Below are 25,047 nucleotides of genomic sequence, written 5' to 3' on the forward strand. Positions count from 1 at the left end.
ATACAGAATGTTTGATCAGAATGTAAGATTCAAACCAAATGTATATTGCCGTGTAACAGGGTAGTTACCCACGTCGACACCAAATCCCAAATCCACGTTACCACCGACCATTGGATCCAATCCATCATAACCGGTAAGAGTGAACAAGTTGTTGGCGGCACCAAATACCCTCAACCTTTCCAATTTCCATCTTTGGAGCAAACTGCTTGGCATGGTATAACCAATGGTCAAGTTTTGCAACCTCAAGTAAGAACCATCCACTACATAGTAGCTGTTGGCTACGTTAGATGTAGAGAAGTTGGAAGTTCTTTCAACTTGTGGGATTGTCGAACCGGTATTGGTTGGAGACCATGCATCCAAAAGCCTGGTAGAAATCGCAGCACCTTCAAATGTTTGGAAGAAGTCTGTAAACCATCTCCACTGTGCCCAAATTTCGTTACCTGCTGTACCATAGAAGTAAGCAGACAAATCAAAGTTTTTGTAACCTACAGTGAAGTTCATACCTCCAGAGAAAGTTGGGATTGGAGAACCCAAGAATTGTCTGTCGTCTGGAGTGATGGCCCCGTCTCCGTTCACGTCTTGAAACTTGAAGCGTCCAATAGCCTTACCGTCTTGGGTAGCGTGGCTGTTGACATCTTCCTGATTTTGGAAGATACCTTCCACCACATATCCAAAGAAGGATGAAAGCGGCTGTCCAGGAGCGTTTCTGATTGGTTCGATACCCCTGTAGCTTGGGTTAAACGTAGTCAAGAAAGGCAATCCTCCCAAGTCTTTGATCTCGTTCTTCAACCAACCACCGTTGACTTGCAATTCATATCTCCAATCTTGGTTGAAGTTACCTCTTGTTGCTACTGTGAAGTCCAAGCCGCGGTTCATCATTTCACCTACGTTCTGTGCAGGAACAGCAGCATTAAATCCATATACTGATGGGATTGGCACAGCGAATAGCAAATCTTTTGAATCTTTCTGCCAGTAGTCGACAATGAAGTCCAATTTACCGCCAAAGGCAGTACCGTCAAAACCTACGTTCGTCGTAATAACTGTCTCCCACTGCGTTGCAGGGTTACCAATCCTTGACCTTCTGAAGCCGATAAGCGCTGAACTGTTGGTTCCGCCAATGTCATAGGAAGATGCACCGATGTTACCAGCATACAAGTTGAACTGGTTCTCTTGGTTTACTGGGTTTGAGTTACCCATGGTACCCCAACCACCGCGGATTTTCAAGTCATCCAACCAAGTAGCACCTGACATGAAGTTTTCAGCAGAAATCCTCCAACCGGCAGAGAATGCTGGGAAAGTACCCCATCTTGCCTCTGGACCGAATCTGGAAGAACCATCACGACGTACAACGGCACTGAACATGTAGCGATCATTGTAGATGTAGTTGGCTCTGGCAAAGAAAGAAAGGAAGTTTGAACCTTTGAACTGACCAGAGTTAACTTGTCTTGTATTGACTGGCAACTGGGAAATCGTCACGAAGTTCGGATCTTCTGAGAATGGATTCTGACCAGATGCGCTCAAGTTTCTACCTGCACCTGTATTCAAGGCTTCTTGACCTACAATCACGTCAATGCCATGAAGGCCGATTTTCTTTCTGTAAGAGACTGTGTTGGTGTTAACCCAAGCGAAGCTGTAACCTGAGAATTCGTTGTAACCGAAAGCAGAGTTGTTTTCGGAGTTTTCATACTGCAACCTAGAGAAACCAACACCATAGAAGTTGTCATACTGACCACCAAGGGTAGTTCTGAAAACGATATCATCGGTGATGCTCACCTCGGCAAACACGTTACCAAATGCCTGCGCATTGAAGTTTTTGTTGTTACCAAGGCCTTCTCGGTTGGCCACAGGGTTACGTGGGTTGTTGAAACCCCTTGCCGCAGTACCGGCATAACCACCAAATTCATCGAAAACTGGAATAAAGGAAGGCATCCTGAAAGCTTGCAAGATATCGTTTTCATCCTGGGCTACACCCTGACCACCGTTACCACCTGTTTGACCCAACACTTGTCTGTAGGTAGCTTGGAAGTTCTGTCCGATGCGTACTCTAGAACCCAAATCGTGCTCAGAGTTAGCTCTCAAGGAAATACGCTTGAAGCTGTTGTTGATCATGATACCTTGCTGGTCTTGGTAACCCAAGCCAAAGAAGAATCTTGATTTTTCGCTACCGCCTGAGAAGCCCATGGAGTGTCTTTGCAAAGGAGCAGAGCGAGTAATGGCGTCATACCAATCGGTACCTTCACCCGTAGCAGCTCTTGTTAATTGTAATACAGCACCTTTCCGAGGATCGATGTTGTACCATGCTCTCTGTTGTTCCAATTGCTGGGCATTCAAAGGACCTGCCTGGCCTGACGCATTGGATAATGCACCTGTATTTGGGTTTTGAGAAATCACGCTCAAGTAATATGGCAACACTGGGGTCGGTCCTGTTCCCAACTGAGGGTGACCATAAGCAGGAGCCCTGCCGTCCAAGGCAGCTTGGTTTTTCTCGGCCAACCATGTCAAATCAGCATATTGCTGAGGCGTAGTCATGTCGATACCACGTCCTGGATCGGTAACACCGTACATACCATCATAGGAGAAGCGCAATTTCTGGGCTTTTTTGGTTCCCTGCTTGGTAGTGTAAACGATCACACCAGCAGCAGCACGAGCACCATAGATAGAGGCAGCTGCAGCATCTTTCAAGACGGTTACTGACTCGATGTCGTCTGGGTTAAGGAAATCGGTATTCAATGTGGGCACACCGTCAACGATGTAAAGTGGCGCGTTACCATCCAAACCGCCAAAGCCCCTTACCCTGATTTGGGAAGTGGTACCTGGCTGACCGTTGGTTACGACCGTAACACCGGCAATCCTTCCTTGAAGTACCTGCTCGACGTTACCGGTTGGGATTACGACCAAGTCTTTTGGATTGGCAGTCGCGATCGCACCAGTAGTCTCACGACGGTTGTCAATGGTGTAACCTGTTACGACCAACTCAGTAAGTTGTCTTTCGTCAGGTGCCATGGATAGATCGATCACAGAGCGAGTGCCTACTACTTGTTCTACAGTCCTATATCCTATAAATGAATACACAAGCACACTCTCGTTGCTTGGTACATTCAAGGAGTATTTACCGTCAATATCCGTAGCGGTACCAGTTGTGGTTCCTTTCACCAAAACTGTAACGCCCGGCAAACCTTCACCGAACTCATCCAAGATGGTTCCGGTAACCGTCTTTTGCGCCAGCGCAGTAGCACTGGAAAGCACTAAGAGTAATACGAATACGCTTAGACTTTTGTAAAATTTTTCCATAAACATAGATTGATTGGGTAATAATTATTAATTGATAAGGTTTGAAAGTAATTCATCAATTGAACCAATAATGCAAACGATTGCAGGTATTCTCCAAATAATTGCAATAGCGGATAGGGTTTTAATTGATTGTTTCCCTGACTATTGCAGCTTGTACCTTACAGCATTCTGTTTTCGCGTGGTCTCAAAACCTTGTCTTAAGACGCCAATTTGGCTTGCTAAAACGTTTTTGTTGGAATTCTAAAAAAAGGGTGATTTTGTCATAGGCAGAGATTTTGGGTTAATGTTAATTGGTTATTCATTCTTGGCTTTCTGTCAAATTAAATTTGGCAAACTACCTAGGAAGTGCGTGATCGTTGGGTATTTTCACTTCTCAGCAACTAATATAGAGTAATATCCATAAATACAAAAACTTTTTTCGAAAAATGAAATTTGCAGATGATCCCGGTCATAAAATGTATTATTCCCCGGATTTAAAGGCTTGAAGAAACTCCGCATCCTCGCGATACTTTTTGAAGTTGACGTCAAGCAATGCATGTTGTCTCAAGGATTCACTTCGCTGCACGGCTTTTTCCAAGTTTTCAAATAGGGCACTTCGGTCATTATTTGCTGCTGCTACCAAGGCCAAACCATAGAAGCCCAAGCCGGAATCCCTATTGGCCTGTACCGCATTTTCGAAATTCTCCACCGCCAATCTGTACTCCTGGGTCATGAAATGTGCAATGCCTTTGTTGAAGTAGGTTTCCTCACTTTCTACAGCCCGATTGAGTCGAATGGTGGCCAAGCGATAGTCCCCGTTAAGGATGTCAAGTGCGCCCCGGAGTCCCTCATTGTACATCAAGAAGGAATTGGTCTCGTCCTTTTCCAAAGCCGACGCTTCGGATATGGCGATATAAGCCTCAAAGATGTCTTGTCGCAATAAGTACGCCCTACCGATATTGTGAAGTGTGATGGAGTTTGGTCGAATCCTATTGGCCTGACGGAGGCTGTTGAGTGCGGACGTGATGTATTCATTTCGTTTTTTGGTATCCAATTCCCTTTGCGCAAGGTTGAGATACACCACGCCGAGGTTGTTGTAGGCGTAATCAGAGGGATGCAGTTCCGTCAATTTTTTGAATATCGCTTCTTTTTCATCCAGTTTCTGCGCCTTTTGTCCCGCTTCGATCAAAGAACCCTCGGTCACTTCCCATGAAACGGCACGGTCGTTGAGCTTTGCGTAAGCGCCCGCGGCTACCTTTTCGCCTTTCCCCAAGGACGGTTCCAAAATGAAAGTCACCTTTGCAGTACGCAGGTTAGGGAACAATTCCCGAGCAATTTTTTGATAATAGGGCGTTCGTTGCAATGCTTTCAATTGGTTTGCATAGGAATCCTGATTGACCAAAATGCCATAAATATCTTCCCTTTCCTTCTCGTCAAATCCCTCGTAATCTGCCAAAAGCTGCCTCAAGTCAAACCAATCCCGATAACGGTAGCTCGTTTCGAAGGGTAAATTCCGCAGCGATCGGTTGTTCTTCAACCTTTCAGATATAAAATCCGCCCGCTTCTTCGCGAGTCCATTGATATCATCCTTCGCCTCCGGGGATTGCAGGCCGGTGACGAAGACTTTGGCGATTCTCTTACCGGGCTCTACCTGAAGGATATAATCGCGCATTTGCAGCGGAATTGGATTGTCTGCTTTCTGCGCCGAACCCTGATCAAATCGGATATAAAAAACCCGCTCTTCGGAGCCCGAGCCTTCGAAAAAGTCCCTTTCCATATATTTACCGATAAATGGGATTGGTTCATCGGTGAAAACCTGTCCGTAGCGCACCAATCTTGGCGTTGTCTCCAAACCAATTGCGAGCAGCTTGGACGGTGCCTGTACCAAAGCCTGTTTCTTTTCGACCACTCCTTTGATAATCAGTTCTCCATTTTCCATACCCGGAAAAAAAGGAACTACGTATGTCCGGTCCACTTTAGCGGCAGTGACGACCTTTTCATATGCCCCATCAAACGGCACAATCTCTTCAAAACGGAGTGCACCCTCACCATATACATATTCCGGATAAAGACTGATCTTGGTATCCTTGGAGAGGTATTCGAGCGGAATAGCGCCTTGAATAGAAAATCTTATTGAATCCCGATGCAATTCCAAAATCTCCGGCTTGGCAGAAATACCATCCATCAATTTCTCAAATTGGTAGACCTTGGGACTGCAAGCGGCCGCGAGCAGTACTGCCAAAGCTATTGTTAAAATATTTGCGGATTTTTTAAACATTTGGAAATCAATCAGATTATTAAAATAATTATTTACTTTTACTTTTGCACCCTCAACCAACTATTTATGAACGAGCTAAAACTTTTCTTCCAAGAGCATGCGTTCGGAGTTTGTTCCAAATTAGGGGAGAAACTGCGATTCCCAATAGATAGTATCCGCCTTTTCTTTATCTATTCCTCCTTTATCACCTTGGGCTCTCCGGTTATCATCTATGTAAGCTTGGCCATGATGATGAAGATCAGGAAGTATTTCAGAAGAATGAACAATCCCATTCTTTTCGATTAAATATCGCCGTACTTTTTTTTACCCCTTATATAATAATCGAATAAAATCGAAATCTTTCCGGCTACGCTGATCGGTTGGTTCTTTGCCAGTTCCATACCTTGTCGGGCAGGCCTGGAGAACAGGAATGCGAAATGTGCTTTTACAACAGCCAACGCATCTGCAATACTCCCCCTAACCAGAAAAACCAAAGCTGCCAACGCATCCAAGGCAACCCTACATATATATATTGGAATAAATTTCCCTAAGGGTAGGTTTTTGCCCAACATCCAAAGATTGTTTCTGAAATTCAGGAATGTCTTTCTTGGGCTAGTCCTCGACAATGTCGCACCTCCTACATGCACAACGGACACCGCACCGATATACACACAAATATACCCGGCACGTCTAAACCTCCAACAAATATCTATTTCTTCCATATGGGCAAAAAACCGCTCATCGAATCCTCCAAGCGAATGATACAAATCGGCGCGCACCGCCATGCAGGCGCCTGATGTCCAATCGACCAAAACCGAATCATCATATTGGCCCAAGTCCTTTTCTATATCCTGAAATATCCTGCCCCTACAATAAGGATATCCCAAGCTGTCCACAAATCCCCCACCTGCCCCAGCATAATCAAAATGGCTAGGATCCTGAAAAGAAAGGATCTTGGGTTGGACAGAAGCGATTTTGGGGTTGGACTCCAATACCTGTACCATGGGCTCATCCCAGTTTGGACCGACTTCCACATCGGAATTTAGCAGGATGTAATAGTTGAACTCTCCTTCCAACTCGGCCAAGCCCCTATTATACCCGCCGGTAAATCCAAAATTCTGTGAAAAAAAAACAAGACGGACATTGGGATGAATTGCTTGCAAATAGTCAACGGAACCATCCGTACTGCCATTGTCAATAACAACGACGGGAAATTTTGAATAGGCGCAGACTCCGGGAAGAAACTGCCGCAACATCTTTTCCCCATTGAAATTCAATATGACGATGGCTGCCTGCTGCATCAAAAAATATTTCCGAAATCCATACCGGGAATATTGGGTATCATGCCATCTGTAGCGGATTTCATTTCTTGTTTGATTTTCTCTTCGATTGCTGCCATTGCGATATTGGTCGCGGCCACGATCAGATCGCTGATGAGACCTTTGTCTGGGGACTGCAGCAGCGCATCGTCCATTTCGATTTTGAGGACCTTTCTGTTGCCGTTGACAATTACTTTGACCATTCCCGCACCGGATTCGCCTTCGGCCTGGAGATGCACCAACTTGGCCTGGGCATCTTTGATTTTAGCCTGGGCCTCCTTGACCTTGTTCATGATACTCATAAAATCAAACATATACTTCGGATTTGATCAACCGCAAATATAGAAGTTTTGGGTTGAGAACGTCATGACGCAATACGGACAGCCTATCCAAATTAAATTTTGCTTATACAAGATATTCAAAAGTTAAATTAATACTTTGAAACACAAGGACATATAATCAAGTATAGTCCGTAAATTAGAGCTACAAAAATTTGGTCATGGTATGAAGACTATCGAGAAAATTGAAAAGGAAAACATCAGCAATTTGAAGTTTTCCAAAAAAGAGGTGCTGCAGGATGAGATGGCGCGGAGAAAAAGGGCTTTTGACCTGATGCGGGCACAGGCCTTGGGCAATCTACTGCGCAGCAAAGTGACGATCACGTTTGAAGATGCTACCGAGAAAATCTACCAAGTATCCACCACCGTTTGGGCGACAGGGTCTGAGTTTGTCGCCCTCAAGTGCAATACCTACATTCCCGTGAATTCTATCTTGGAAGTTGATTAAAAAAAAAACAGCCCGGAATCGACTTGTCCGGGCTGCTTCATTTACTTAATTTTTGCGATTGCTTCGGCGAGTTCCAAAGTCTCCTGTGAGCCCGATTTCAAGTCCTTCAGGCTTACCTTCTTCTGGTTGATTTCGTCGTCTCCCAGAATCATGGCAAAAGCTATCTGCTTTTTGTTTGCGTAATCCAATTGCTTTTTGACCTTCCCCGTGTCGGGATATAATTCTGCGGAAATTCCTGCCTTTCTCAATTCTCCCAACAAGGACAAACCATATTCAAATCCTTTTTGGTCAAAATGGCAAAGCAAAACCTGTGTCCCATCCAATGAATCCGAGGGGAACAAACCCAACTCCTCCATGACATCATAAATACGGTCTACGCCAAAGGAAAAACCAACGCCCGGTACGCCGGGCAAACCAAACACACCGGTCAAGTTGTCGTACCTTCCTCCTCCACTCACGGACCCGATCGAGACCCCGTGAACTTTCACTTCGAAAATAGCGCCCGTGTAATAAGTCAGCCCTCTCGCCAAAACCACATCAAAATCCACATGGGCTTCATTTTCGCCATAATTTTGCAGCAAAGAAAAGACTTCCTCCAACTCAGCAATCCCCTTCAGTCCGATTTCGGACTTTGTGAGGAAGGTCTTCAAAAATTCAATTTTTTCTCTATTCCCTGGCTTGAGATTGATGATTGGAGCGAGTTGGGTTATCGCTTGGGAATTGAAATGCCTTTGTGCCAATTCCTCCTGTACCTTTTCCCAGCCAATTTTGTCGAGTTTATCAATGGCGACACAGAGTTCGGATTCACGCCCTGCTTCCCCGATGACCTCTGATATCCCGGTAAGTATTTTTCTATTGTTTACCTTGATGCTGTAATCATTGATGCCCAGTTGGCCAAAGACACGCTTGATCATCCCAATTATTTCCACTTCACAAAGCAGGCTATCAGTCCCGACCACATCGGCATCGCACTGGTAAAATTCACGGTACCTGCCTTTCTGTGGGCGATCTGCACGCCATACCGGCTGAATCTGGAAACGCTTGAAAGGAAAGGAGATGTCATTCCTATTCATCACCACGTATCGCGCAAAGGGTACGGTGAGGTCATAGCGGAGGCCTTTCTCCGAGACTTTCGGTAAGACCTTCCCAGCACCCATGTCCAAATCCTCTTTGGCCACATCTTTCAGGAAATCACCACTATTCAAAATCTTGAAAAGCAACTGATCCCCTTCGTCGCCATATTTCCCAGTCAGCGTGCTGAGGTTTTCCATTGCCGGAGTCTCCAGTTGCTGAAATCCAAACAAACGGAAAGTGTCCTTGATGGTGTCCAAAATGAAATTTCTACGGGCCATCTGCAAAGGACCAAAATCACGCGTTCCCTTGGGCAAACTGGGTTTTTGTACTGACATCTTTGATTTTAATTTTGGCCAAAGGTAAGTAAAATCAAATTTTTATTTTACTTTTGCGCTTCATTTGGAATCACATAAACGGACAATACGATGGCTGTTACTGCTTTAAAAAGGAAATTGAAAAGAAAAAGACAGGCTCAAAAAGCCAGAGTCGTGAAAATCAAACAATTGACTGCCAGACCGGTAATCAAAAACGTTGATGTTGAGGCATTGAAACAAAGCTTTGAAAAGTAATTTCAGCCTTTTGCAAGAAACTTGAGGGCAAGCCGAAAAGCTTGCCTTTATTTTTTTAATAGCGCTCCCCTTTTTCCCAATTCAATGGCACGGAGATTCCTGACCTTGCCGGAATCAATCTCAAATACCAACATTGTCTTCACATGGTGGAATCCTTGGTTGCCGACCGCACCTGGATTCATAAACAAGCATTTGAGCTTTTCATCGTATTGGACCTGACATATATGCGAATGCCCACAAACAAAAAGTTTTGCCCCAGATTGGAAGATGATCTCTTTGACTCCCTTGGCATACCTCCCCGGCTTGCCACCGATATGGAGCATCAGTACTTTGAGCCCTTCAACTTCAAAAGACAGTGTTTCTGGGAACAAAGCCCTAGCCTCCGCATCATCGATATTTCCAGTTACGATCCGTCTAAGTTTGCCTTGCGGTAAAATATTGAGTACGCCCAATTCACCAATATCACCGGCATGCCAAATCTCATCCGCATCCTGCAAATAGGGCAGCGCTTTGTGATCAATGTAACCGTGGGAATCGGAAATAAGGGCGATTTTTACCATCGTGCGGTTCGATTGAGGTATATTTATTGTTCCAAAAATACCAGCACAATATTAACCCAAAACCAATTGTATCATGAAAACAATGAAAATTTACCTCGGCTTGATTTTCAGTTTAATTTTAATCACTTGGTCGGCCCAAGCCATCGCCCAGGAAGGTGCACCGAAACTTTCGCCGAAGGAGTTCAACGAAATGGGCCATAAGGGCAAGAAAAGCGTGATTCTGGATATCCGAACTCCCGAAGAAATCGCCGAAGGATATATCGAAGATGCGATTTTTGTGAATTGGACAGGCGGAAATTTCGAAGAGGAAGTTTCCAAACTGAACAAAAAGAAAACATACTATGTATACTGCCGATCCGCCAGAAGGACAATACCAGCTACGGAGAAGATGAAGGAACTGGGTTTCAAAAAAGTCTATATGCTTGATGGCGGCATCAATAATTGGATCGAAGCCGGTATGCCTGTCGTAAAGCCTGAAAAATAGCCCATTTATCCATAAGAATGGGTGAAATGTAGCTTCATCAAATATCGGCAGCGCATGCCGAAGGCTGTTTTGTATTTGAGGGATTCCTTTCTATTTTTACGGCCTTAAATACTGTTTGAGATGAGAGTAATTCAATTTAGAGAAGCACTGAGAGAAGCCATGTCCGAAGAAATGCGACGTGATCCAAACATCTTTTTGATGGGCGAAGAAGTGGCGGAATACAACGGTGCCTATAAAGTTTCCCAAGGAATGCTTGACGAGTTCGGCCCGGATCGTGTCATCGATACGCCGATTGCGGAGCTTGGATTTGCCGGTCTTGGCGTCGGTGCCGCGATGAATGGCCTGAGACCGATCATCGAATTCATGACTTTCAACTTCTCCTTGGTAGCAATCGACCAAATCATCAATTCCGCGGCCAAAATGCTCGCCATGTCGGGAGGTGCCTACAGCGTGCCGATCGTTTTCAGAGGTCCGACAGGTAATGCTGGCCAATTGGGTGCCACACACTCTTCCAATTTTGAAAACTGGTTTGCAAATACGCCCGGCCTCAAAGTAGTCGTCCCTTCGAATCCCTATGATGCGAAAGGCTTGATGAAAGCTTCCATCCGCGATAATGATCCCGTGATCTTCATGGAGTCCGAATTGATGTACAGCGACAAAGGCGAAGTTCCGGAAGGTGAATATCTGCTTCCAATCGGTGTCGCGGATATCAAGAGAAAAGGAAAGGATGTGACCATTGTTTCCTTTGGCAAGATGATGAAAGTGGCTTTGGAAGCTGCCGAAGAACTTGCAAAGGAAGGGATCGAAGCAGAAGTGATCGACTTGCGTACTGTTAGACCGATCGATTACAAGGCTGTGGTTGACTCCGTGAAAAAAACAAACAGGTGCGTGGTGGTTGAAGAAGCCAATCCTTTGGCGGCCATCTCCTCCGAAATCGCATACCATCTTCAAAGAAATGCATTTGACTATCTGGACGCCCCGGTCATCAGGGTCAACTCCATGGATGTGCCGTTGAGCTATGCGCCTACCTACATCGAGGCTACTATTCCAAATGTGAAAAGAACCTTGGATGCCGTAAATCAGGTGATGTATAGGAAGTAAAAAGTAAGAAGTGCGAAGTTAGAGGTACGAAGTTAGAAGAAGATTCAGAGACAAGAGACAAGAAATAAGAACCGAGAAACGTGAAGCGAGACAAAAAAGAATGAATTTGGAAGTGAATGTTTGACCTTGGTTTTTTCCTTAGAAAATAAAAAAGCCCGCCTGGAATTCCAGAGCGGGTTTTTTCATAATAAACTCAATCTATATTTAAACCCTAGTTATTACCTCCCATTCCACCTTGGGCAGCGTTGTTTCCACCTTCGCCGCCTTCTTTGATGTCGTCGTTGTTGACACCTCTTTTCCTTCTTGGAGGGCCTTGGGTACTCAGTTTACCAATGCGGTAGTTGAAGTTGATTTTGAAGTTCATGTTTTTCATACCCATTGTTGACTGCTGCATAATGGTGGGCGTGGTAAGCTCGCTGTTGATGCGGAATACCGGCGTGAAGAAGTTCTCTGCACCAAATCCGATGCTGCCCTTTTTCTCAGCAAACTGCTTGTTGAAGTTCAAGCTGTACATCCCGAAGCCACCTGCAAAACCCTGTAGCTGTACCTGTCTTCCCCGCGCAAAGGCAAATGCCTGGATCTGCCAATCTTTGGGAAGGGAGTAATTTGCGAAGACCCTGCCGCTAACAACAAAGCCTTCGTTTTGCGCTGCATACATGGGGTCTGCTAGGCCATTGTTCAGATAAGCATAGTATGTATCGATGCTACCATTGAGGGAGAATTTGCCCGAGATATTGATGTTTGAAAATAAACTCAATCCGTATGCCTTTTCGGTTCCCACGTTTTCATACGTAGTGAATATGATGTCGTCTTCCCTCACAGTCCTTACCGGTTGGATAGAACCGGTAGTGTTCCTGAAGAAACCTGTGAAGTTGATCGAAGAACCTTTCACCATTGTGCTGTAGGAAAGCTCATAGTTGTCTGTCAATTCCGGATCCAAGAGTGGGTTACCTTGCGTAATCTGTCTTGGGTTTGCGGCGTTGATATTGGGGTTCAGGAAGTTCAAAAATGGACGTTGTACCCTTCTGTTGTAGGCAGCTTTGATCATATTGCCATTTTTCAACTTACGACTCAAGTTGGCGCTAGGTACCCAAAGCCCATAGTTTGGAATCTCGGCAGGCAGGTCGGAATTTGCGAAATCAGCGTTGATCGTCGTGTACTCGTAGCGCAATCCCGCTTTCAACCCGTAGTTTTTGAAAACCGTGGTCGTAAATGAAGAATAAGCAGCGGTCACGTTTTGATCATAGCTGAATTCATTGGAAAACTGGACATCGTCCACTGGAATAAACTCACCATCAGGTCCCTGTGCGGTGAAGTAGGTAAAATCAGAATTGGCTTTTCTGAGGATATTCTTCGCTCCGTACTCCAGGATTTGACCTTTCTGCGAGCCTATCGGCTGCACGTTGTCCAATTGGATGGTAAATTCCTGGTTTCTTCCCAAGTTGTTGTTTTTGATCCTGCTCGCAATGTCATCAAAAGTGCCATTGTAGAGGCTATTGATGAAATCATTCGTCAAGTTGTTGTTGGAATACAAAGAAGAGATACTGAACTCCTTCATTGGTTTTTCGAAGGTCTTCGTGTAGTTGAGGTTGACATCCACGTTGTTTGAAAGGTTGTCCACAACTACGTCGCTCAGTGTTGAACTGATAAGCGCTTCTTCATTGTAGGTGTCGGTCGAAAGACCATCCTGTCTGTTGGTCATGTTTCTGATACCAAAGCCAACTGATGCTGTGAGGAAGTTGTACTTGTTGATCTCATAATCCCAACCAAAATTGTACCTTCCAAAAAGCATGTTGTTACGCGTATCGGCAGATTGGAGAACTTTCACCGTGTTTCCGTCGCTATTTGTGATGTACTGCGCGTTGTCGAAGAAACCAAGGATATTGTATCCTGCCCTGCCGAAACCACCCAAAGTAAAGCCCATTTTGCCTTTCTTCAAGCTGGCATTCAAGCCGAGGTTGGAGCCCCTGTAACCGACGCTTGAGTTGATATTCAGAGAAGCGCCTTGGAGGTTGTTTTTCTTCGTTACAATATTGATGACACCGCCCGTACCTTCGGCATCGTATTTGGCTGAAGGAGAAGTGATTACCTCGATGGATTTGATTTCCTCAGCAGGAATTTGCTTCAAAGCTTCCGATACGTTTGTGGCTACAATAGCAGATTGTTTGCCATTGATAAGGACAAGGATATTCGAGCTACCGCGCATGGAAACGTTTCCATCCAAGTCTACAGAAAGCATCGGCACCCTTCTCATGACGTCCGTCGCGTCGCCACCCATGAGGGTTTTGTCGTTTTCGGCATTGTAAATCGTACGGTCGACCTTTTCCTCAATCAAATCCCGCTGGCCCATGACCGTCACCTCTTGCAAGGCGACCGCTTCTTGGTCCAAAGCGACATTCCCTAACTCAATGCTTGGGTTCTGCTCGGAAAGTTCAAATGGTTCTGTGGTGAAGTTCTGAAAACCCATGAAGGAAACCTGCACCGCATATTTCCCATTGGCAAAACCCGTGATGACGAAGTTGCCATTGAAGTCCGCGACAGCGCCCGCTACGTTTTGGTTGGTCTCGGGATTTACCAAGGCCGCTGCTGCATAGGGTATGGGCTGATTGTTGGACTTGTCCAAAATCCTGCCTGACACCTTATATACTGCCTTTGTTTGGGCAGGCGTCTGGGATTGGGCTCCCCAAAATCCTGTAGTCAGGAGCAGCAGGAAAGTAAATAATAGTTGGTTTAAAGTTTTCATAATCCTTTGTGGTATCGTTGGAATAGATTTCGACAACAAAGGAACATCAGGCACATTTCATAAAAAAATCAAATAGACAAGCGGGGTTAATGTCTCGACGAAATGCCCTAAAAACAGGTTGAATGAACCTTGGGCACGTGTCAAGCCCCCTTATCCGAAGAAATCGTAATTCTGCCGACAAAATGAGCAGATTGGTAGAATGTTTTGGCAAATGGCCAATTTTTTGTATTCTTTTGAAATCGAATCAACCGCATAACCATGTCAGGTTCACCCATTAAGAAAAATTTTCCCGTCTTTATCCATATTTTGGGTTGGGCTTTGTTCGGGTCATTCGTATTCCTGCTGAGGCCGCTTTCCATGGAAATGGAGATGCCGGGAATTTGGTGGAGCAAGCAGGCCCTCACGTTTTTTTTACTTCTGATTGCCTTCTATTTCAATTTTTTTGTACTCGTTCCAAGGTTTCTTTTCACAAATCGCATCCCCATGTTCTTTATCGTCAATACGCTGGCGGGAATTTCCTTTGTGCTTCTTTTGGTGGGATTCGACGAGTATTTCAACATGTCAGCAGTCATGCATGAGGTTTTTAGACCAAATACACCGCACGTCGACAAGCCTAGAAACTGGTATTGGGATGTGACAAACTTCTTCGTGTTCAGCATGTCAGTAGGTATCAGCACCTCTATTGCTACCGTTCAGAAATGGCAGGCTGACGAAAAAGTACGCCTCGAGTTTGAGCAGCAGAAGATCAATGCTGAGCTCTCCTACCTTAAGGCGCAGATCAATCCACATTTCTTTTTTAATACACTCAACAATATCTATTCGCTGACCAATATTGATGTTGAAAAAGCCAAAACTGCCCTTCTGAAGCTCAGCCGGATGATGCGATACGTACTTTACGAAACTGAGAAAAACCATACGTTACTAAGTAAGGAGCTGGATTTTATCCGGGACTATGTCGAATTGATGAAGCTTCGTCTTTCCAGTCGGGTGCACCTGGATATCAATATTCCCGAAAAGGTAGATGAAGTCGAAATCGCACCTATGCTTTTGCTCCCTTTTATCGAAAACTGCTTCAAACATGGCATCAGTTCACAGCAAGACAGCTTCATCAAGGTCTTTATCGACAAAAAAGGAAACGAGCTCAAACTATTTACCGAAAACCATAAATTCAAGGCTTCCGAGAATACGCCGGAAGGAAATGCCAGCGGCATCGGGCTAACCAATACCAAGCGGCGGCTGGACTTGCTCTATCCCAGCAAATATTCCTTGGGTATCGATAGCGAAAATACCCAAAACCAATACAAGGTAAACCTAAGCATCCGACTGAAATGAAACTCCGGTGTGTTGCGGTAGATGATGAGCCTCTTGCGCTCGACTTGGTGGCGAAATTCATCTCCCAAACGTCCTTTCTGCAATTGGAAGCCAAGTTCGATAATGCGATCCAAGCGTTGGGCTATCTCAACCAAAACCAGACGGACCTCGTTTTCCTTGATATCCAAATGCCGGACCTCTCAGGGATGGAACTCGCCAGGATACTTGACGGCAAGAACTCGGGTCAAAAACCACGCATCATCTTCACCACGGCCTACAATCAGTTCGCCATCGAAGGCTACAAAGTGGACGCCTTGGACTATTTACTCAAGCCGTTTAGCTATGAAGAGTTTTTGAAAGCCTCCACCAAGGCATACCAATACTTCGAAAAACTTCAAAAACCTGCTGAATCGAGCCCGGATCTCGAGAAAAATCACGATTATATTTTTCTGAAGGTGGAATACCAGTTGGTCAAAGTGATGGTGAAAGACATTGCCTACGTGGAAGCGTACAAGGACTACGTGAAGGTCCACCTCACCAACAAGCCAAATCCGCTTCTTTCCCTCACCAGTATGAAAGCCATGGAAGACATGCTTCCCCCGCAGGATTTCATGCGTGTACATCGGTCTTTCATCATCAATCTCAACCATATCGATTCGGTCTCCCGCAACGTGGTGAATATCGGTGACGCCCACATCACCGTCAGCGACAATTACAAAGAGCCTTTCATGCATTTTTTGTCGAGATGGATGAGCTAGAATGAGAGCCGCGACCAGGTCTGGGCTGATCTTTTTCTGCAAATTTTTCTAGATTATTTACCAATCTGACGGTATATGTTTTTGATTTAAAAACTAAAGTTCTGAACTTTTCAAAACCTGTGGCGTTGCCTTTACAAAGCAGTTTTGTCCAAAACACACTGTTTTCTTATGAAAAAAGACCCGAAATATTTTATGCAAATGGCCATTGCCATATCCAGAAATGGCATGGAAACTGGAAAAGGTGGTCCATTTGGTTGTGTGGTTGTCAAAGACGGAAAGGTCGTGGGCAAAGGCTCCAACGAAGTGTTGCTGACCAACGATCCCACCGCCCATTCCGAGGTGGTGGCGATTCGGGAGGCCTGCAGGAATTTGGGCACCTTCCAGTTGGATGGCTGCGAAATCTACGCTTCCTGCGAACCTTGTCCCATGTGTCTGGGAGCGATATACTGGGCAAGACCCGAAAAGGTCTATTTTGCCAATTCCAAATCAGACGCTGCTTCGATTGGTTTCGACGACCAGTTTATTTATGGTGAAATCGAACTTCCACCCGATAAAAGGAAGATTGCATTTGAGCATATCTCCGAACCGGCAGCAATGGATGTATTCATGGAATGGAAAAATATGAACAACAAAACACTTTATTAAACAATCAGCAACATGAAAAAAACGATCGCAATTATGCTTACAGCAGGACTGCTTTGGGCCTGCAAGACAGAAAAAGCTCCAGAGGAAAGATTTGTATTCGAAGGTGACGCGGTCACTGACGTAGATACCGGTGACAAATTCATCATGGACCAAGACAGTACCCACGTGACCGTCATTCACCAAGATGGAAGCCAAGAAGTATTAGATCTCGACAAAGCACCTTTTTATGGGACTACGGTGGCCGAGGAATATTTGCAGAAAATGGAGGACGCGTTCCAAAAGCGCATCGATGACCTGATCGAGCAGAAAAACGCCAGACTCCAAGAAGCACGCAAGGCGCGATATGCCGCCATAGGCGATGAGGACTTGTTGAAGCAGTTTCAGGAAGGCCACAAAAATGGATTGGACATGGCCAGGCAAATGGATATGATCGCAGAACTCATCGCCCGCGGCGTCGTTTCGTCCGAACAGGCGCCTGACCTGCTGGAAATCGCCCCTGAGATGGTCGACCTCAACGTCGAATTGGATTCCATCAACTAAGTGGAAAGCAATCAATCATCCCTAAAAATACCTGCGGTCTATGCTGCAGGTATTTTGGTTTTCAGACTTTTTCTGCTTTCAACAGGACATTGTGCCTTTCCAAAAAATCCGATCATTGGAATCAGGCAAACTTCGCTATTTTTCGGCCCCAATTAGCTACTACAAATCCGGGCGGTGTTGCGTTTATCTTTACTCTTTTTCCTTTTCGTTGCAGGACTATGGCAGTATTCGTCTGCCCAACAACTCAATGTACTGGCTTCGGACACCAAGCTTCCCGTCGAATCCGCGCTTATCTTTCACCCAAAATCCAAATCCCAATTGATAACCAACGCTTCCGGCAAAGCCGACATAAGCGGATGGAAAGGATTTGACAAAATCCACATCCATGCCTTTGGATATACAGAATTGGTGAAAAGTTATGAAGAGCTAGCGGCGATGGGATTCGAAGTAAGGTTGAATCCGCTATTGTTTTCCCTTCAAGAATCCGTTGTCTCCGCGACCCGCTGGAACCAGAATCGAAGCGAAATCCCCTCCAAGATCACGGTGATTTCTGCAGAAGAAAGAGAGATATTCAATCCCCAAACAGCCGCTGACCTGTTGGGGACTTCTGGGGAAGTTTTTATCCAAAAAAGCCAACAGGGTGGCGGAAGCCCCATGATCCGTGGATTCTCAACCAATCGGCTCTTGTACACCGTCGATGGTGTCAGGATGAATACCGCGATATTCCGCAGCGGCAACCTCCAAAACGTGATTTCACTTGATCCATTCGCCACACAAAGCACGGAAGTCTTTTTTGGTCCCGGATCCATCATTTATGGTAGCGATGCGATCGGGGCGGTGATGAGCTTCCAAACGCTCGCGGCAGAGTTCGTTGACCGGAGCAAGCAAGCGTCTGTCACAGGAAATGTTACCCTTCGCGGCAGCACAGCCAATAAAGAGAAAACCGGGCATGCCCATCTGAGCTACGGGGGAAAAAACTGGTCGGGAGTAAGCAGTTTTAGTCGCCATGATTTTGGGGATTTAAGGATGGGAACCCGGGGGCCGGAAGAGTTTTTGAGGCCAAACTATGTCGAGAGAATCGGCAACAAAGATGTATTGGTAGAAAACACAAATCCACTCCTACAGGTCCCTTCAGGCTATGACCAAATCAATCTGATGCAGAAACTCCGGTTCAAGCCGTCTGAACGCTGGGATCTGCAATATGCCTTCCACTTCTCAGAAACCAGCCCCTACAGCCGGTATGACCGCCTGATTCGATTCCGTCCAAATGGTCAACCCCGAAGTGCAGAATGGAAATACGGCCCCCAAATCTGGATGATGAACCACCTGCGTGCCCGACACGTTGGAAACGGAAAATGGTACGACGAGCTCTCGGTCAACCTGGCATACCAGAAGTTTGAGGAAAGCAGGATCGACCGCAATTTCAACGATCCGATCCGAAGAACCCGGACGGAAAAGGTCGATGCCTACTCGGTCAATATGGACCTAACCAAAGGTTTTGGCAGCAGGGGAAAACTCTTCTATGGTCTGGAATGGGTTCGCAATGATGTGCATTCCACGGGGAGCGATGAAAATATCGACTCAGGTATCACTGACCAGGGACCTGCCAGGTATCCAAATTCCGAATGGAGTTCCTACGCGGCTTATGGAACATACCAGCATCGCATTTCGCCACAATCGCTGCTGCAGGCAGGCTTGCGGTACAATTACTTCAGGCTGTATGCTGACTTTTCCAACAATGCTGGCTTCTATCCGCTGCCCTTTGTGACGAGCGAAAACAGGAATGCAGCCACAACCTTCAGCGCGGGTTGGGTTTGGACGCCCGGGAATTCCTGGACGATGCACCTCAACGCCTCCACGGGATTTCGCTCGCCCAATGTGGACGATATCGGAAAGTTTTTCGACTCCGAACCGGGCACGGTCATGGTCCCGAATCCTGACCTTTTGCCAGAGTATGCCTACAACTTGGAAGCCAATGTCGGAAAGGTCATAGGCGACCGAATCATGCTCGACTTGACCGGATACTATACTTATTTGGATGATGCTTTGGTACGCCGCTACTTTCAGTTAGGCGGGCAGGATAGTATCCTGTATGACGGGGAGCTGAGCAAAGTATTGGCTTTGCAAAATGCGGCGTTTGTACAGATCGTTGGCTTGCAAGCCGCGGTGGAAGTTAAATTCACCCGAGAACTCAGCTTAACCAGCCGCCTCAATATCCAGAAAGGCACTGAGGAAATGGAAAACGGGAAAAAAAGCCCATCCAGGCATGCACCGCCCACCTTCGGGCAAACGAGGCTTGAATTCAAGAAAGAAAACTGGTGGTTGATGCTGTACTCGGATTATTCGGGAGGATTCAGCTTTGAACAACTCCCCCTCGAAGAACGCGGGAAACCCGAACTCTATGCCGTCGATGCCAATGGCAACCCGTACAGCCCTTCTTGGGCTACGATTAACTTGAAAGGGAACTGGAAAATCAACAAACTGCTATCGACCAGCCTCGGTTTTGAAAATCTCACAGACGTCCGATATCGAACCTACAGCTCAGGTATAGCCGCTCCGGGAAGGAATTTTATACTCAGTCTGATGGCTAATTTTTAGCCCTCCCCTAGACTGATTTCCTTCAGAAGAAATCCCGGAACATCGGCACCCTTTAAGGGAACAATCCCAGCGACATTCTTATATCTCCCACAGAAACCCACTCAGTATACTGCTTTTAAAGATCCCTATGGAATGGCAGGCCAATGGAAAAAAATGGGAGACAGGTTTACATCCTGCCTCCCGACAAACGCTAAAAGTAAAATGAGGTACTCACGATTCCGTACCAGTCTTCACGGACCAATTCATTGCTGCCGTTTCTGAATACCGCATCTTTATTGACCCCATATTTTCCTTCCAATCTGAATGTAACCAACTCTGACGGCAGGAATTCCCAAGTAAGTGTAACCGCGTTCGATTGCCAGCCATTCGGTGTACCGGTGCGCAGCTCAGGGATTAGGCTTTTGGGATCATAGATATATTCATACCGTCCCGCAACGCCAAAATGGTCGTTGATCCCATATCGGAGCGAGAAAGCCGGAGCGACAACCTTATGCCAACCTCCTTTGATGTCGGCATCCGGCCGGCGCTCGACCATCACATCAAGCACAGGAAGTATCAACCAACGCTCCGAAAGCCACACCCGATAATAAATGTTCTGGTAATGCCTAAAAAGCGACTTGGGTGCGGAGAGCGGCTGCTCATCGCCGAAGTACATGTTCCAGTTGCCGACGATCTTCCCGGGCTTGTTGAGGCTCCAACTCAGGGCAAAGGCTTTGGTTGTATTTGTTTCCCTGATAACCTGCCAACCGTTCAGAACCATGGCTGTGAATGTATTGAATTCGTTTGGCTTGTAATGTAGCCTGACACCTGCCTCATAGTCTGGCGTAAAATCCGCAATGTAGGCCCTTGTGGCGTGTAGGTTTTCCTTGTTGAGGACGATCTCTGCCCCAAAGTATGAGGGAAAAACACCGATCTCCAAGGCCCACTTTGGATTCAAGTGATAGTACAGTGCAAGTTCCCGAATGATCCGGGTGGAGGGAGTTTCCTCCAAGTAAAGCGCATCGACAATGTGTCCCGTGTGAAACGCGAGTCTAAACCTCAACTTATTCTCAATCTCGTACTGCGCCTGGACAAATGCGTATGAGACTGAAAATTGATTGGCATAAAGCGGAAAACTGGTGAAATCACGCCTGCCGAATGTCGTTACCGTGTCACCAAAAATCGGATCGAAATAGGTATGTGTACGTTGTGGGCCGACGACATATCCAAAATCCCCATACAGGTCAAAGGATAGCACACCTTTGCCTGCCTGAAAGTCAAGAAAATTATCGAGCGATTTGGGATTGTTTGTTGTAGAGTCTTTGGAATTCAATGTGTACGCATAGGCCGAGGGCAGACATGAAAGCATGCCTGCAACCGCCGCCAAAAACAGATTTTTCATTTGGAAGGGATTGTATTGAAACTAAGGAAAGCAACAAATGCTACTTCGACAGGTAAGCGAAATAGACATTGAAACAGCAAAAAATCATCCTATAGAATCAATACACGATTTTTGAGATAAATACGCTCAGGGTAAAAAGAATTGTATTTGAGCCAAAGGTTCCGGTAGAGAGCTTCGAGCGAAGAAAATAAAAAGTAAAAACTCGGTAGAGAAACAAACTCCCATGCGACATAATCAGAGAGGACCTTCACCCTACTCCGCTCACCCGATTGCAAGCCCGCGAATGTCGCCGGGGCCATCAAGTCGCTCTGGTGCGATAACTTGGCTTCAAATTGAACAGAATCGCCTACGCCGGCATCAGCAATCACCGCCTGATTCCCCCAAGACTGGGAAAATCCGAAGAGTACCGCAAATAGGAAAGCCGAAAGCTCCGCCAAAATTCGTTGACGCATTCTTGAATTTTTTTGCAATTCTACGCAAAAAGGAAATCAGTGTAAGGTGGGAAGGCAATTTTTCCTATCCAATCTCCTCGGATCGGCATTTTAGTGAGATCAGCTGAATCGTCGCCCTTTTCTAAGCCAGCCTTACATTTCGTCAAGATTTCTGATCAATGAATATCTTCCCAATGATTTTTTTCCCAAATTCAATGCACAATACCCGCCCAAAAGCAGGTTTTTTAAACCAAATCCTTTTTGTTTTAAAATCATGGTGCTTTAGCCGGGCAAAAAGCGCCTTCGTCAATTCAAATGAAAAAGATAACGCACAAATGCCTGGCTTTTCTTGGACTTATTCTTGGATACGGCCATCTCATAGCCCAAGTCACCAATACGGGCCTGATGGATATGACCCCAGGAGAGAAAATTGGAAACCTGAGAATCGGGGCGTACATCGATGCCTATTACGGCTATGATTTTGGAAGCCCGGAAGATGGTAATATCCCCTATTTTGCATCGATGAACAGGCACAACGAAGCTACGATCAACTTGGCATTCGTGGATGTGAGGTACCAGTCCGAACGGATCCGAGGACGTTTTGTACCGGGTTTCGGAACGTTCATCAACGCCAACAACCAATCAGAACCCGGCTCCCTCAAAAATATCCTTGAGGGATCTGTGGGATTTAGGCCATTTGCAAAAAAAGACATTTGGATTGATTTCGGGGTGTTGGGATCGCCCTACACCAACGAAAGCGCGGTGAGCCGCGACCATTTGATGTACACCCGGAGTTTTGCGCCCGAATATGTCCCCTACTATTTGGCAGGGGGAAAGGTGACCCTTCCCCTCAGCGGCAAGCTGACAGCCTACCTCTATCTTCTTAACGGTTGGCAGCAGATCCAAGACCAGAATGAGGGGAAATCGCTGGGAACCCAACTGGAATTCCGCCCCAATGGCAAAAACCTTTTCAACTGGAATACCTACATCGGGGACGAGCGCTCTGAGCTGAACCCTGACAACAGGATAAGGTATTTCACGGATATTTATTGGATCTATAATGACGGCAAAAAATGGAGCTTCACGAGCAGCGCCTATATCGGTCTACAGGAAACGGTCCAAAACAGACCAACATCGGAGGGCATTTGGTGGCAAGGAAACTTCATCGCCCGGTATACTTTCACCGAATTGCTGTCGGTCTCGGGTCGGGTAGAGTACTTTTGGGACCCCAGTCGGATCCAAATTGTACCCGTAACCCCTGCCGAAAAATTCCGGACATTCAGCAGCGGCCTCGCCCTGAATGTCAGCCCGGCTACCAATTTGATGTTCAGGTTTGAGGGCAGGTATTTTCTATCCCAAGACGCAGTCTTTTTTGATGCCCAACAGAACCCCACGGATTCCAAGCTTTGGATGATTTCAAACGTCACCTTTTCCTTTTGAAGTCCTAATTGACAAAAAGGGCTACGGAATCTGGATTCGAAAATCATAATCATTCGATTCGCTGATAAATGCAAAAATTTTGATTCTTAAAATAAAAAAATTTTTTTTTCTTTTAAAACCTTTGCTAAGTTTACCAAAAAAAATCAACAAGCGTTCCCATGGAATTCAATCAATTTTTCTCATTAAAAGGCAAGGTTGCCATCGTCACCGGTGGCGGCAATGGCATTGGAAAAGCATGTGCATTGATCCTTGCGCAAGCTGGCGCATCGGTGGCTGTCAGCGATCTCAAACTCGCAGATGCACAGGCAGTAGCGGATGAAATCGCCGCTTCGGGAATTAAGGCCATTGCGGTCGAATGTAACGTCACGGAAGATAGCCATTTGGTGAATTTGGTCGACAGGACAGTCAAGGAGCTCGGGGGAGTCCATATCCTAGTCAACAATGCCGGTGGCGGCGGCGGTGGCCGTGAAAATCCCCGCAACATTACAGTGGATGACTTCGCTTGGCGCTTCAAGCTCAACGTCTATTCGGCATGGCGCCTTTCCCAAATCTGTGCGCCGCACATGAAGGATGGGAAATATGGATCCATCATCAATATCACATCTATGGCCAGCATCAATAAAAGCCCCAATATGAGCGCGTACGCATCCTCAAAAGCTGCGATGAACCACATGACCGCCAACCTTGCCATGGATTACGGTATCGACGGCATCAGAGTCAATGCAGTTGGCCCGGGCGCTACCAAAACAGCTGCGCTTGCCTCCGTTTTGACTCCCGAAATCGAGGCAAAAATGCTCACCCATACCCCCATCAAGCGACTTGGAGAAGTGGAAGACATCGCGGGTGCCGTCCTGTATTTCGCCGCACCAGTTTCAGAATGGGTCAGCGGGCAGGTCATTTTCGTCAATGGCGGCGGTATTCAAACCTTGGACTAAACTCAATCTATAAAACTTACCATCATGTCAGCTATCGAAAAATTGTTCTCCTTTGAGGGAAAGGTAATCATCATCACAGGCGCGGCTGGAGCGATAGGTAGTGCCGCAGGACATCTCTTCGCATCCTTGGGAGCAAACGTCGTCATTTCCGATCTCAATGAAGAGGGAGCAAAACAAGTCGCCGCAGCCATTGAAAAGGAATCCGGCAAAAAAACGCTTGGAATCAAAACCGACGCCACAAACGAGGCAGACCTTGAAAAACTCGTGAAGGCAACCTTGGACACCTTCGGCAAAATCTCAGGATTGATCAACAACGTCGGCTGGGGAGCCAATACACCGATTTGGGGCTCCGATACCGACAAAATGGTCAAATCCTACCTGCTCAACACGGTAGGTGCCTATAACCTCACCAAGCTTTGCATGCCACACTTGGAAAAAGAACCAAATGCCTCCGTGGTTTTCTCAGGTTCTATGGTTGGGGTGACTCCCTCGCCAGAGTTTATTGAATACAGCACAGCCAAGGCTGGTTTGATGAATATGGTCAGGAGCATGGCCGTCGTCTCAGGTCCAAAAGTCCGTTTCAACACGGTACTCATTGGTTCTGTAGATAACGGAGACAGTACGCTCGCCGCTGGCTATACCCCCGAAATGCTCAAAGCACTTTCAGATATGTTTGTGATGAAGCGCAGGGGAGCGCCTATTGAAATCGCCTATGGGATGATGTTTTTGATGAGTGATGCCGCACAATGGATCACGGGAATCGATCTGCGGATTGACGGCGGTGGAACTTATAAGAGTAAGATGCCAACCAAAAAAGACTAAACAATCGAAACCGGTGGGAATGC

The 25,047-nt window shown here is 46.2% G+C and carries 21 protein-coding genes; 12 read left to right on the forward strand and 9 right to left on the reverse strand.

Annotation, left to right across the window (positions count from 1 at the left end; all coding sequences use genetic code 11):
- Positions 1 to 15: 15 nt before the first annotated feature.
- Together C943_RS05500 and C943_RS05505 are read right to left on the reverse strand one after the other, a co-directional pair.
- Positions 16 to 3,297, reverse strand: coding sequence for a SusC/RagA family TonB-linked outer membrane protein (locus C943_RS05500; RefSeq protein WP_040479214.1), 3,282 nt, complete (start codon positions 3,295 to 3,297; stop codon positions 16 to 18).
- Between the two features lie 454 nt (positions 3,298 to 3,751).
- Positions 3,752 to 5,512, reverse strand: a complete 1,761-nt coding sequence (locus C943_RS05505; protein ID WP_157198448.1) for a tetratricopeptide repeat protein — start codon at positions 5,510 to 5,512, stop codon at positions 3,752 to 3,754.
- A 102-nt stretch (positions 5,513 to 5,614) separates the two neighbouring features.
- Here C943_RS05505 and C943_RS05510 point away from each other — a divergent pair, with 102 nt between their 5' ends.
- The gene (locus C943_RS05510; RefSeq protein ID WP_008625126.1) at positions 5,615 to 5,833 is read left to right on the forward strand and encodes a hypothetical protein; all 219 of its coding nucleotides are present in this window, start codon (positions 5,615 to 5,617) and stop codon (positions 5,831 to 5,833) included.
- Here the strand turns inward: C943_RS05510 and C943_RS05515 are convergent.
- Positions 5,830 to 6,828: a glycosyltransferase family 2 protein gene (locus tag C943_RS05515; protein WP_008625128.1), complete on the reverse strand. Its 999-nt coding sequence runs from the start codon at positions 6,826 to 6,828 to the stop codon at positions 5,830 to 5,832. The two genes, C943_RS05510 and C943_RS05515, sit on opposite strands and share 4 nt — an antisense overlap.
- Positions 6,828 to 7,160, reverse strand: a complete 333-nt coding sequence (locus C943_RS05520; protein ID WP_008625130.1) for a YbaB/EbfC family nucleoid-associated protein — start codon at positions 7,158 to 7,160, stop codon at positions 6,828 to 6,830. The genes C943_RS05515 and C943_RS05520 overlap by 1 nt, the downstream gene beginning before the upstream one ends.
- Positions 7,161 to 7,350: 190 nt before the next feature.
- Here C943_RS05520 and C943_RS05525 point away from each other — a divergent pair, with 190 nt between their 5' ends.
- Positions 7,351 to 7,632: a hypothetical protein gene (locus C943_RS05525; RefSeq protein WP_008625132.1), complete on the forward strand. Its 282-nt coding sequence runs from the start codon at positions 7,351 to 7,353 to the stop codon at positions 7,630 to 7,632.
- Positions 7,633 to 7,673: 41 nt separating this feature from the next.
- On the opposite strand, the gene hisS is transcribed toward C943_RS05525, so the two are convergent.
- Both hisS and C943_RS05535 read right to left on the reverse strand, forming a co-directional pair.
- Positions 7,674 to 9,041 (reverse strand): histidine--tRNA ligase, encoded by a 1,368-nt coding sequence (hisS, locus tag C943_RS05530; RefSeq protein ID WP_008625133.1) that lies wholly within the window; start codon positions 9,039 to 9,041, stop codon positions 7,674 to 7,676.
- Positions 9,042 to 9,322: 281 nt separating this feature from the next.
- Positions 9,323 to 9,835 (reverse strand): metallophosphoesterase family protein, encoded by a 513-nt coding sequence (locus C943_RS05535; RefSeq protein ID WP_008625136.1) that lies wholly within the window; start codon positions 9,833 to 9,835, stop codon positions 9,323 to 9,325.
- A gap of 73 nt (positions 9,836 to 9,908) precedes the next feature.
- Between C943_RS05535 and C943_RS05540 the strand changes: the two genes are divergently transcribed.
- Both C943_RS05540 and C943_RS05545 read left to right on the forward strand, forming a co-directional pair.
- The gene (locus C943_RS05540) at positions 9,909 to 10,319 is read left to right on the forward strand and encodes a rhodanese-like domain-containing protein (protein ID WP_008625137.1); all 411 of its coding nucleotides are present in this window, start codon (positions 9,909 to 9,911) and stop codon (positions 10,317 to 10,319) included.
- A 120-nt stretch (positions 10,320 to 10,439) separates the two neighbouring features.
- A complete protein-coding gene (locus C943_RS05545) occupies positions 10,440 to 11,420 on the forward strand; it encodes a pyruvate dehydrogenase complex E1 component subunit beta (RefSeq protein WP_008625138.1) in 981 nt (326 codons plus the stop codon).
- A 211-nt stretch (positions 11,421 to 11,631) separates the two neighbouring features.
- Here C943_RS05545 and C943_RS05550 read toward each other — a convergent pair whose 3' ends face one another.
- A complete protein-coding gene (locus C943_RS05550) occupies positions 11,632 to 14,163 on the reverse strand; it encodes a TonB-dependent receptor (RefSeq protein ID WP_008625139.1) in 2,532 nt (843 codons plus the stop codon).
- A gap of 258 nt (positions 14,164 to 14,421) precedes the next feature.
- Between C943_RS05550 and C943_RS05555 the strand changes: the two genes are divergently transcribed.
- The 5 genes from C943_RS05555 to C943_RS05575 all read left to right on the forward strand — a co-directional run bounded on the left by C943_RS05555 (position 14,422) and on the right by C943_RS05575 (position 20,015).
- Positions 14,422 to 15,495, forward strand: coding sequence for a sensor histidine kinase (locus tag C943_RS05555; protein WP_008625141.1), 1,074 nt, complete (start codon positions 14,422 to 14,424; stop codon positions 15,493 to 15,495).
- On the forward strand, positions 15,492 to 16,232 hold the full coding sequence (locus C943_RS05560) for a LytR/AlgR family response regulator transcription factor (protein ID WP_008625143.1): 741 nt from the start codon (positions 15,492 to 15,494) through the stop codon (positions 16,230 to 16,232). The genes C943_RS05555 and C943_RS05560 overlap by 4 nt, the downstream gene beginning before the upstream one ends.
- Positions 16,233 to 16,400: 168 nt before the next feature.
- On the forward strand, positions 16,401 to 16,877 hold the full coding sequence (locus tag C943_RS05565; protein ID WP_008625145.1) for a nucleoside deaminase: 477 nt from the start codon (positions 16,401 to 16,403) through the stop codon (positions 16,875 to 16,877).
- Between the two features lie 12 nt (positions 16,878 to 16,889).
- The gene (locus C943_RS05570; RefSeq protein ID WP_008625146.1) at positions 16,890 to 17,417 is read left to right on the forward strand and encodes a hypothetical protein; all 528 of its coding nucleotides are present in this window, start codon (positions 16,890 to 16,892) and stop codon (positions 17,415 to 17,417) included.
- 174 nt (positions 17,418 to 17,591) lie between these two features.
- Positions 17,592 to 20,015: a TonB-dependent receptor plug domain-containing protein gene (locus tag C943_RS05575; protein WP_008625148.1), complete on the forward strand. Its 2,424-nt coding sequence runs from the start codon at positions 17,592 to 17,594 to the stop codon at positions 20,013 to 20,015.
- A 190-nt stretch (positions 20,016 to 20,205) separates the two neighbouring features.
- Here the strand turns inward: C943_RS05575 and C943_RS05580 are convergent, their stop codons facing one another.
- Both C943_RS05580 and C943_RS05585 read right to left on the reverse strand, forming a co-directional pair.
- On the reverse strand, positions 20,206 to 21,396 hold the full coding sequence (locus C943_RS05580) for a porin (protein ID WP_008625149.1): 1,191 nt from the start codon (positions 21,394 to 21,396) through the stop codon (positions 20,206 to 20,208).
- An 89-nt stretch (positions 21,397 to 21,485) separates the two neighbouring features.
- Positions 21,486 to 21,848 (reverse strand): hypothetical protein, encoded by a 363-nt coding sequence (locus C943_RS05585; RefSeq protein ID WP_008625150.1) that lies wholly within the window; start codon positions 21,846 to 21,848, stop codon positions 21,486 to 21,488.
- 294 nt (positions 21,849 to 22,142) lie between these two features.
- Between C943_RS05585 and C943_RS05590 the strand changes: the two genes are divergently transcribed.
- The 3 genes from C943_RS05590 to C943_RS05600 all read left to right on the forward strand — a co-directional run bounded on the left by C943_RS05590 (position 22,143) and on the right by C943_RS05600 (position 25,024).
- Positions 22,143 to 23,267 carry an outer membrane beta-barrel protein gene (locus C943_RS05590; protein ID WP_040479221.1) on the forward strand — a complete coding sequence of 375 codons (1,125 nt, stop codon included), beginning with the start codon at positions 22,143 to 22,145 and terminating at the stop codon, positions 23,265 to 23,267.
- 158 nt (positions 23,268 to 23,425) lie between these two features.
- Entirely contained in the window at positions 23,426 to 24,202 is a 777-nt protein-coding gene (locus tag C943_RS05595) for a glucose 1-dehydrogenase (protein ID WP_008625180.1), read from the forward strand.
- A 24-nt stretch (positions 24,203 to 24,226) separates the two neighbouring features.
- Positions 24,227 to 25,024, forward strand: coding sequence for an SDR family oxidoreductase (locus tag C943_RS05600; RefSeq protein ID WP_008625181.1), 798 nt, complete (start codon positions 24,227 to 24,229; stop codon positions 25,022 to 25,024).
- Positions 25,025 to 25,047: the final 23 nt, after the last annotated feature.

This window comes from Mariniradius saccharolyticus AK6 (assembly GCF_000330725.2).
In the GTDB taxonomy this organism is placed as follows: Bacteria; Bacteroidota; Bacteroidia; order Cytophagales; family Cyclobacteriaceae; genus Mariniradius; species Mariniradius saccharolyticus.

Bases quoted from the DNA above. Each gene is read 5' to 3' on its own strand.
- C943_RS05515 (WP_008625128.1), bottom strand. From the start codon at position 6,828: ATGCAGCAGGCAGCCATCGTCATATTGAATTTCAATGGGGAAAAGATG.
- C943_RS05500 (WP_040479214.1), bottom strand. From the start codon at position 3,297: ATGTTTATGGAAAAATTTTACAAAAGTCTAAGCGTATTCGTATTACTC.
- C943_RS05510 (WP_008625126.1), top strand. From the start codon at position 5,615: ATGAACGAGCTAAAACTTTTCTTCCAAGAGCATGCGTTCGGAGTTTGT.
- C943_RS05545 (WP_008625138.1), top strand. From the start codon at position 10,440: ATGAGAGTAATTCAATTTAGAGAAGCACTGAGAGAAGCCATGTCCGAA.
- hisS (WP_008625133.1), bottom strand. From the start codon at position 9,041: ATGTCAGTACAAAAACCCAGTTTGCCCAAGGGAACGCGTGATTTTGGT.
- C943_RS05600 (WP_008625181.1), top strand. From the start codon at position 24,227: ATGTCAGCTATCGAAAAATTGTTCTCCTTTGAGGGAAAGGTAATCATC.
- C943_RS05525 (WP_008625132.1), top strand. From the start codon at position 7,351: ATGAAGACTATCGAGAAAATTGAAAAGGAAAACATCAGCAATTTGAAG.
- C943_RS05560 (WP_008625143.1), top strand. From the start codon at position 15,492: ATGAAACTCCGGTGTGTTGCGGTAGATGATGAGCCTCTTGCGCTCGAC.
- C943_RS05595 (WP_008625180.1), top strand. From the start codon at position 23,426: ATGGAATTCAATCAATTTTTCTCATTAAAAGGCAAGGTTGCCATCGTC.
- C943_RS05580 (WP_008625149.1), bottom strand. From the start codon at position 21,396: ATGAAAAATCTGTTTTTGGCGGCGGTTGCAGGCATGCTTTCATGTCTG.
- C943_RS05540 (WP_008625137.1), top strand. From the start codon at position 9,909: ATGAAAACAATGAAAATTTACCTCGGCTTGATTTTCAGTTTAATTTTA.
- C943_RS05550 (WP_008625139.1), bottom strand. From the start codon at position 14,163: ATGAAAACTTTAAACCAACTATTATTTACTTTCCTGCTGCTCCTGACT.
- C943_RS05535 (WP_008625136.1), bottom strand. From the start codon at position 9,835: ATGGTAAAAATCGCCCTTATTTCCGATTCCCACGGTTACATTGATCAC.
- C943_RS05565 (WP_008625145.1), top strand. From the start codon at position 16,401: ATGAAAAAAGACCCGAAATATTTTATGCAAATGGCCATTGCCATATCC.
- C943_RS05520 (WP_008625130.1), bottom strand. From the start codon at position 7,160: ATGTTTGATTTTATGAGTATCATGAACAAGGTCAAGGAGGCCCAGGCT.
- C943_RS05585 (WP_008625150.1), bottom strand. From the start codon at position 21,848: ATGCGTCAACGAATTTTGGCGGAGCTTTCGGCTTTCCTATTTGCGGTA.
- C943_RS05570 (WP_008625146.1), top strand. From the start codon at position 16,890: ATGAAAAAAACGATCGCAATTATGCTTACAGCAGGACTGCTTTGGGCC.
- C943_RS05555 (WP_008625141.1), top strand. From the start codon at position 14,422: ATGTCAGGTTCACCCATTAAGAAAAATTTTCCCGTCTTTATCCATATT.
- C943_RS05590 (WP_040479221.1), top strand. From the start codon at position 22,143: ATGAAAAAGATAACGCACAAATGCCTGGCTTTTCTTGGACTTATTCTT.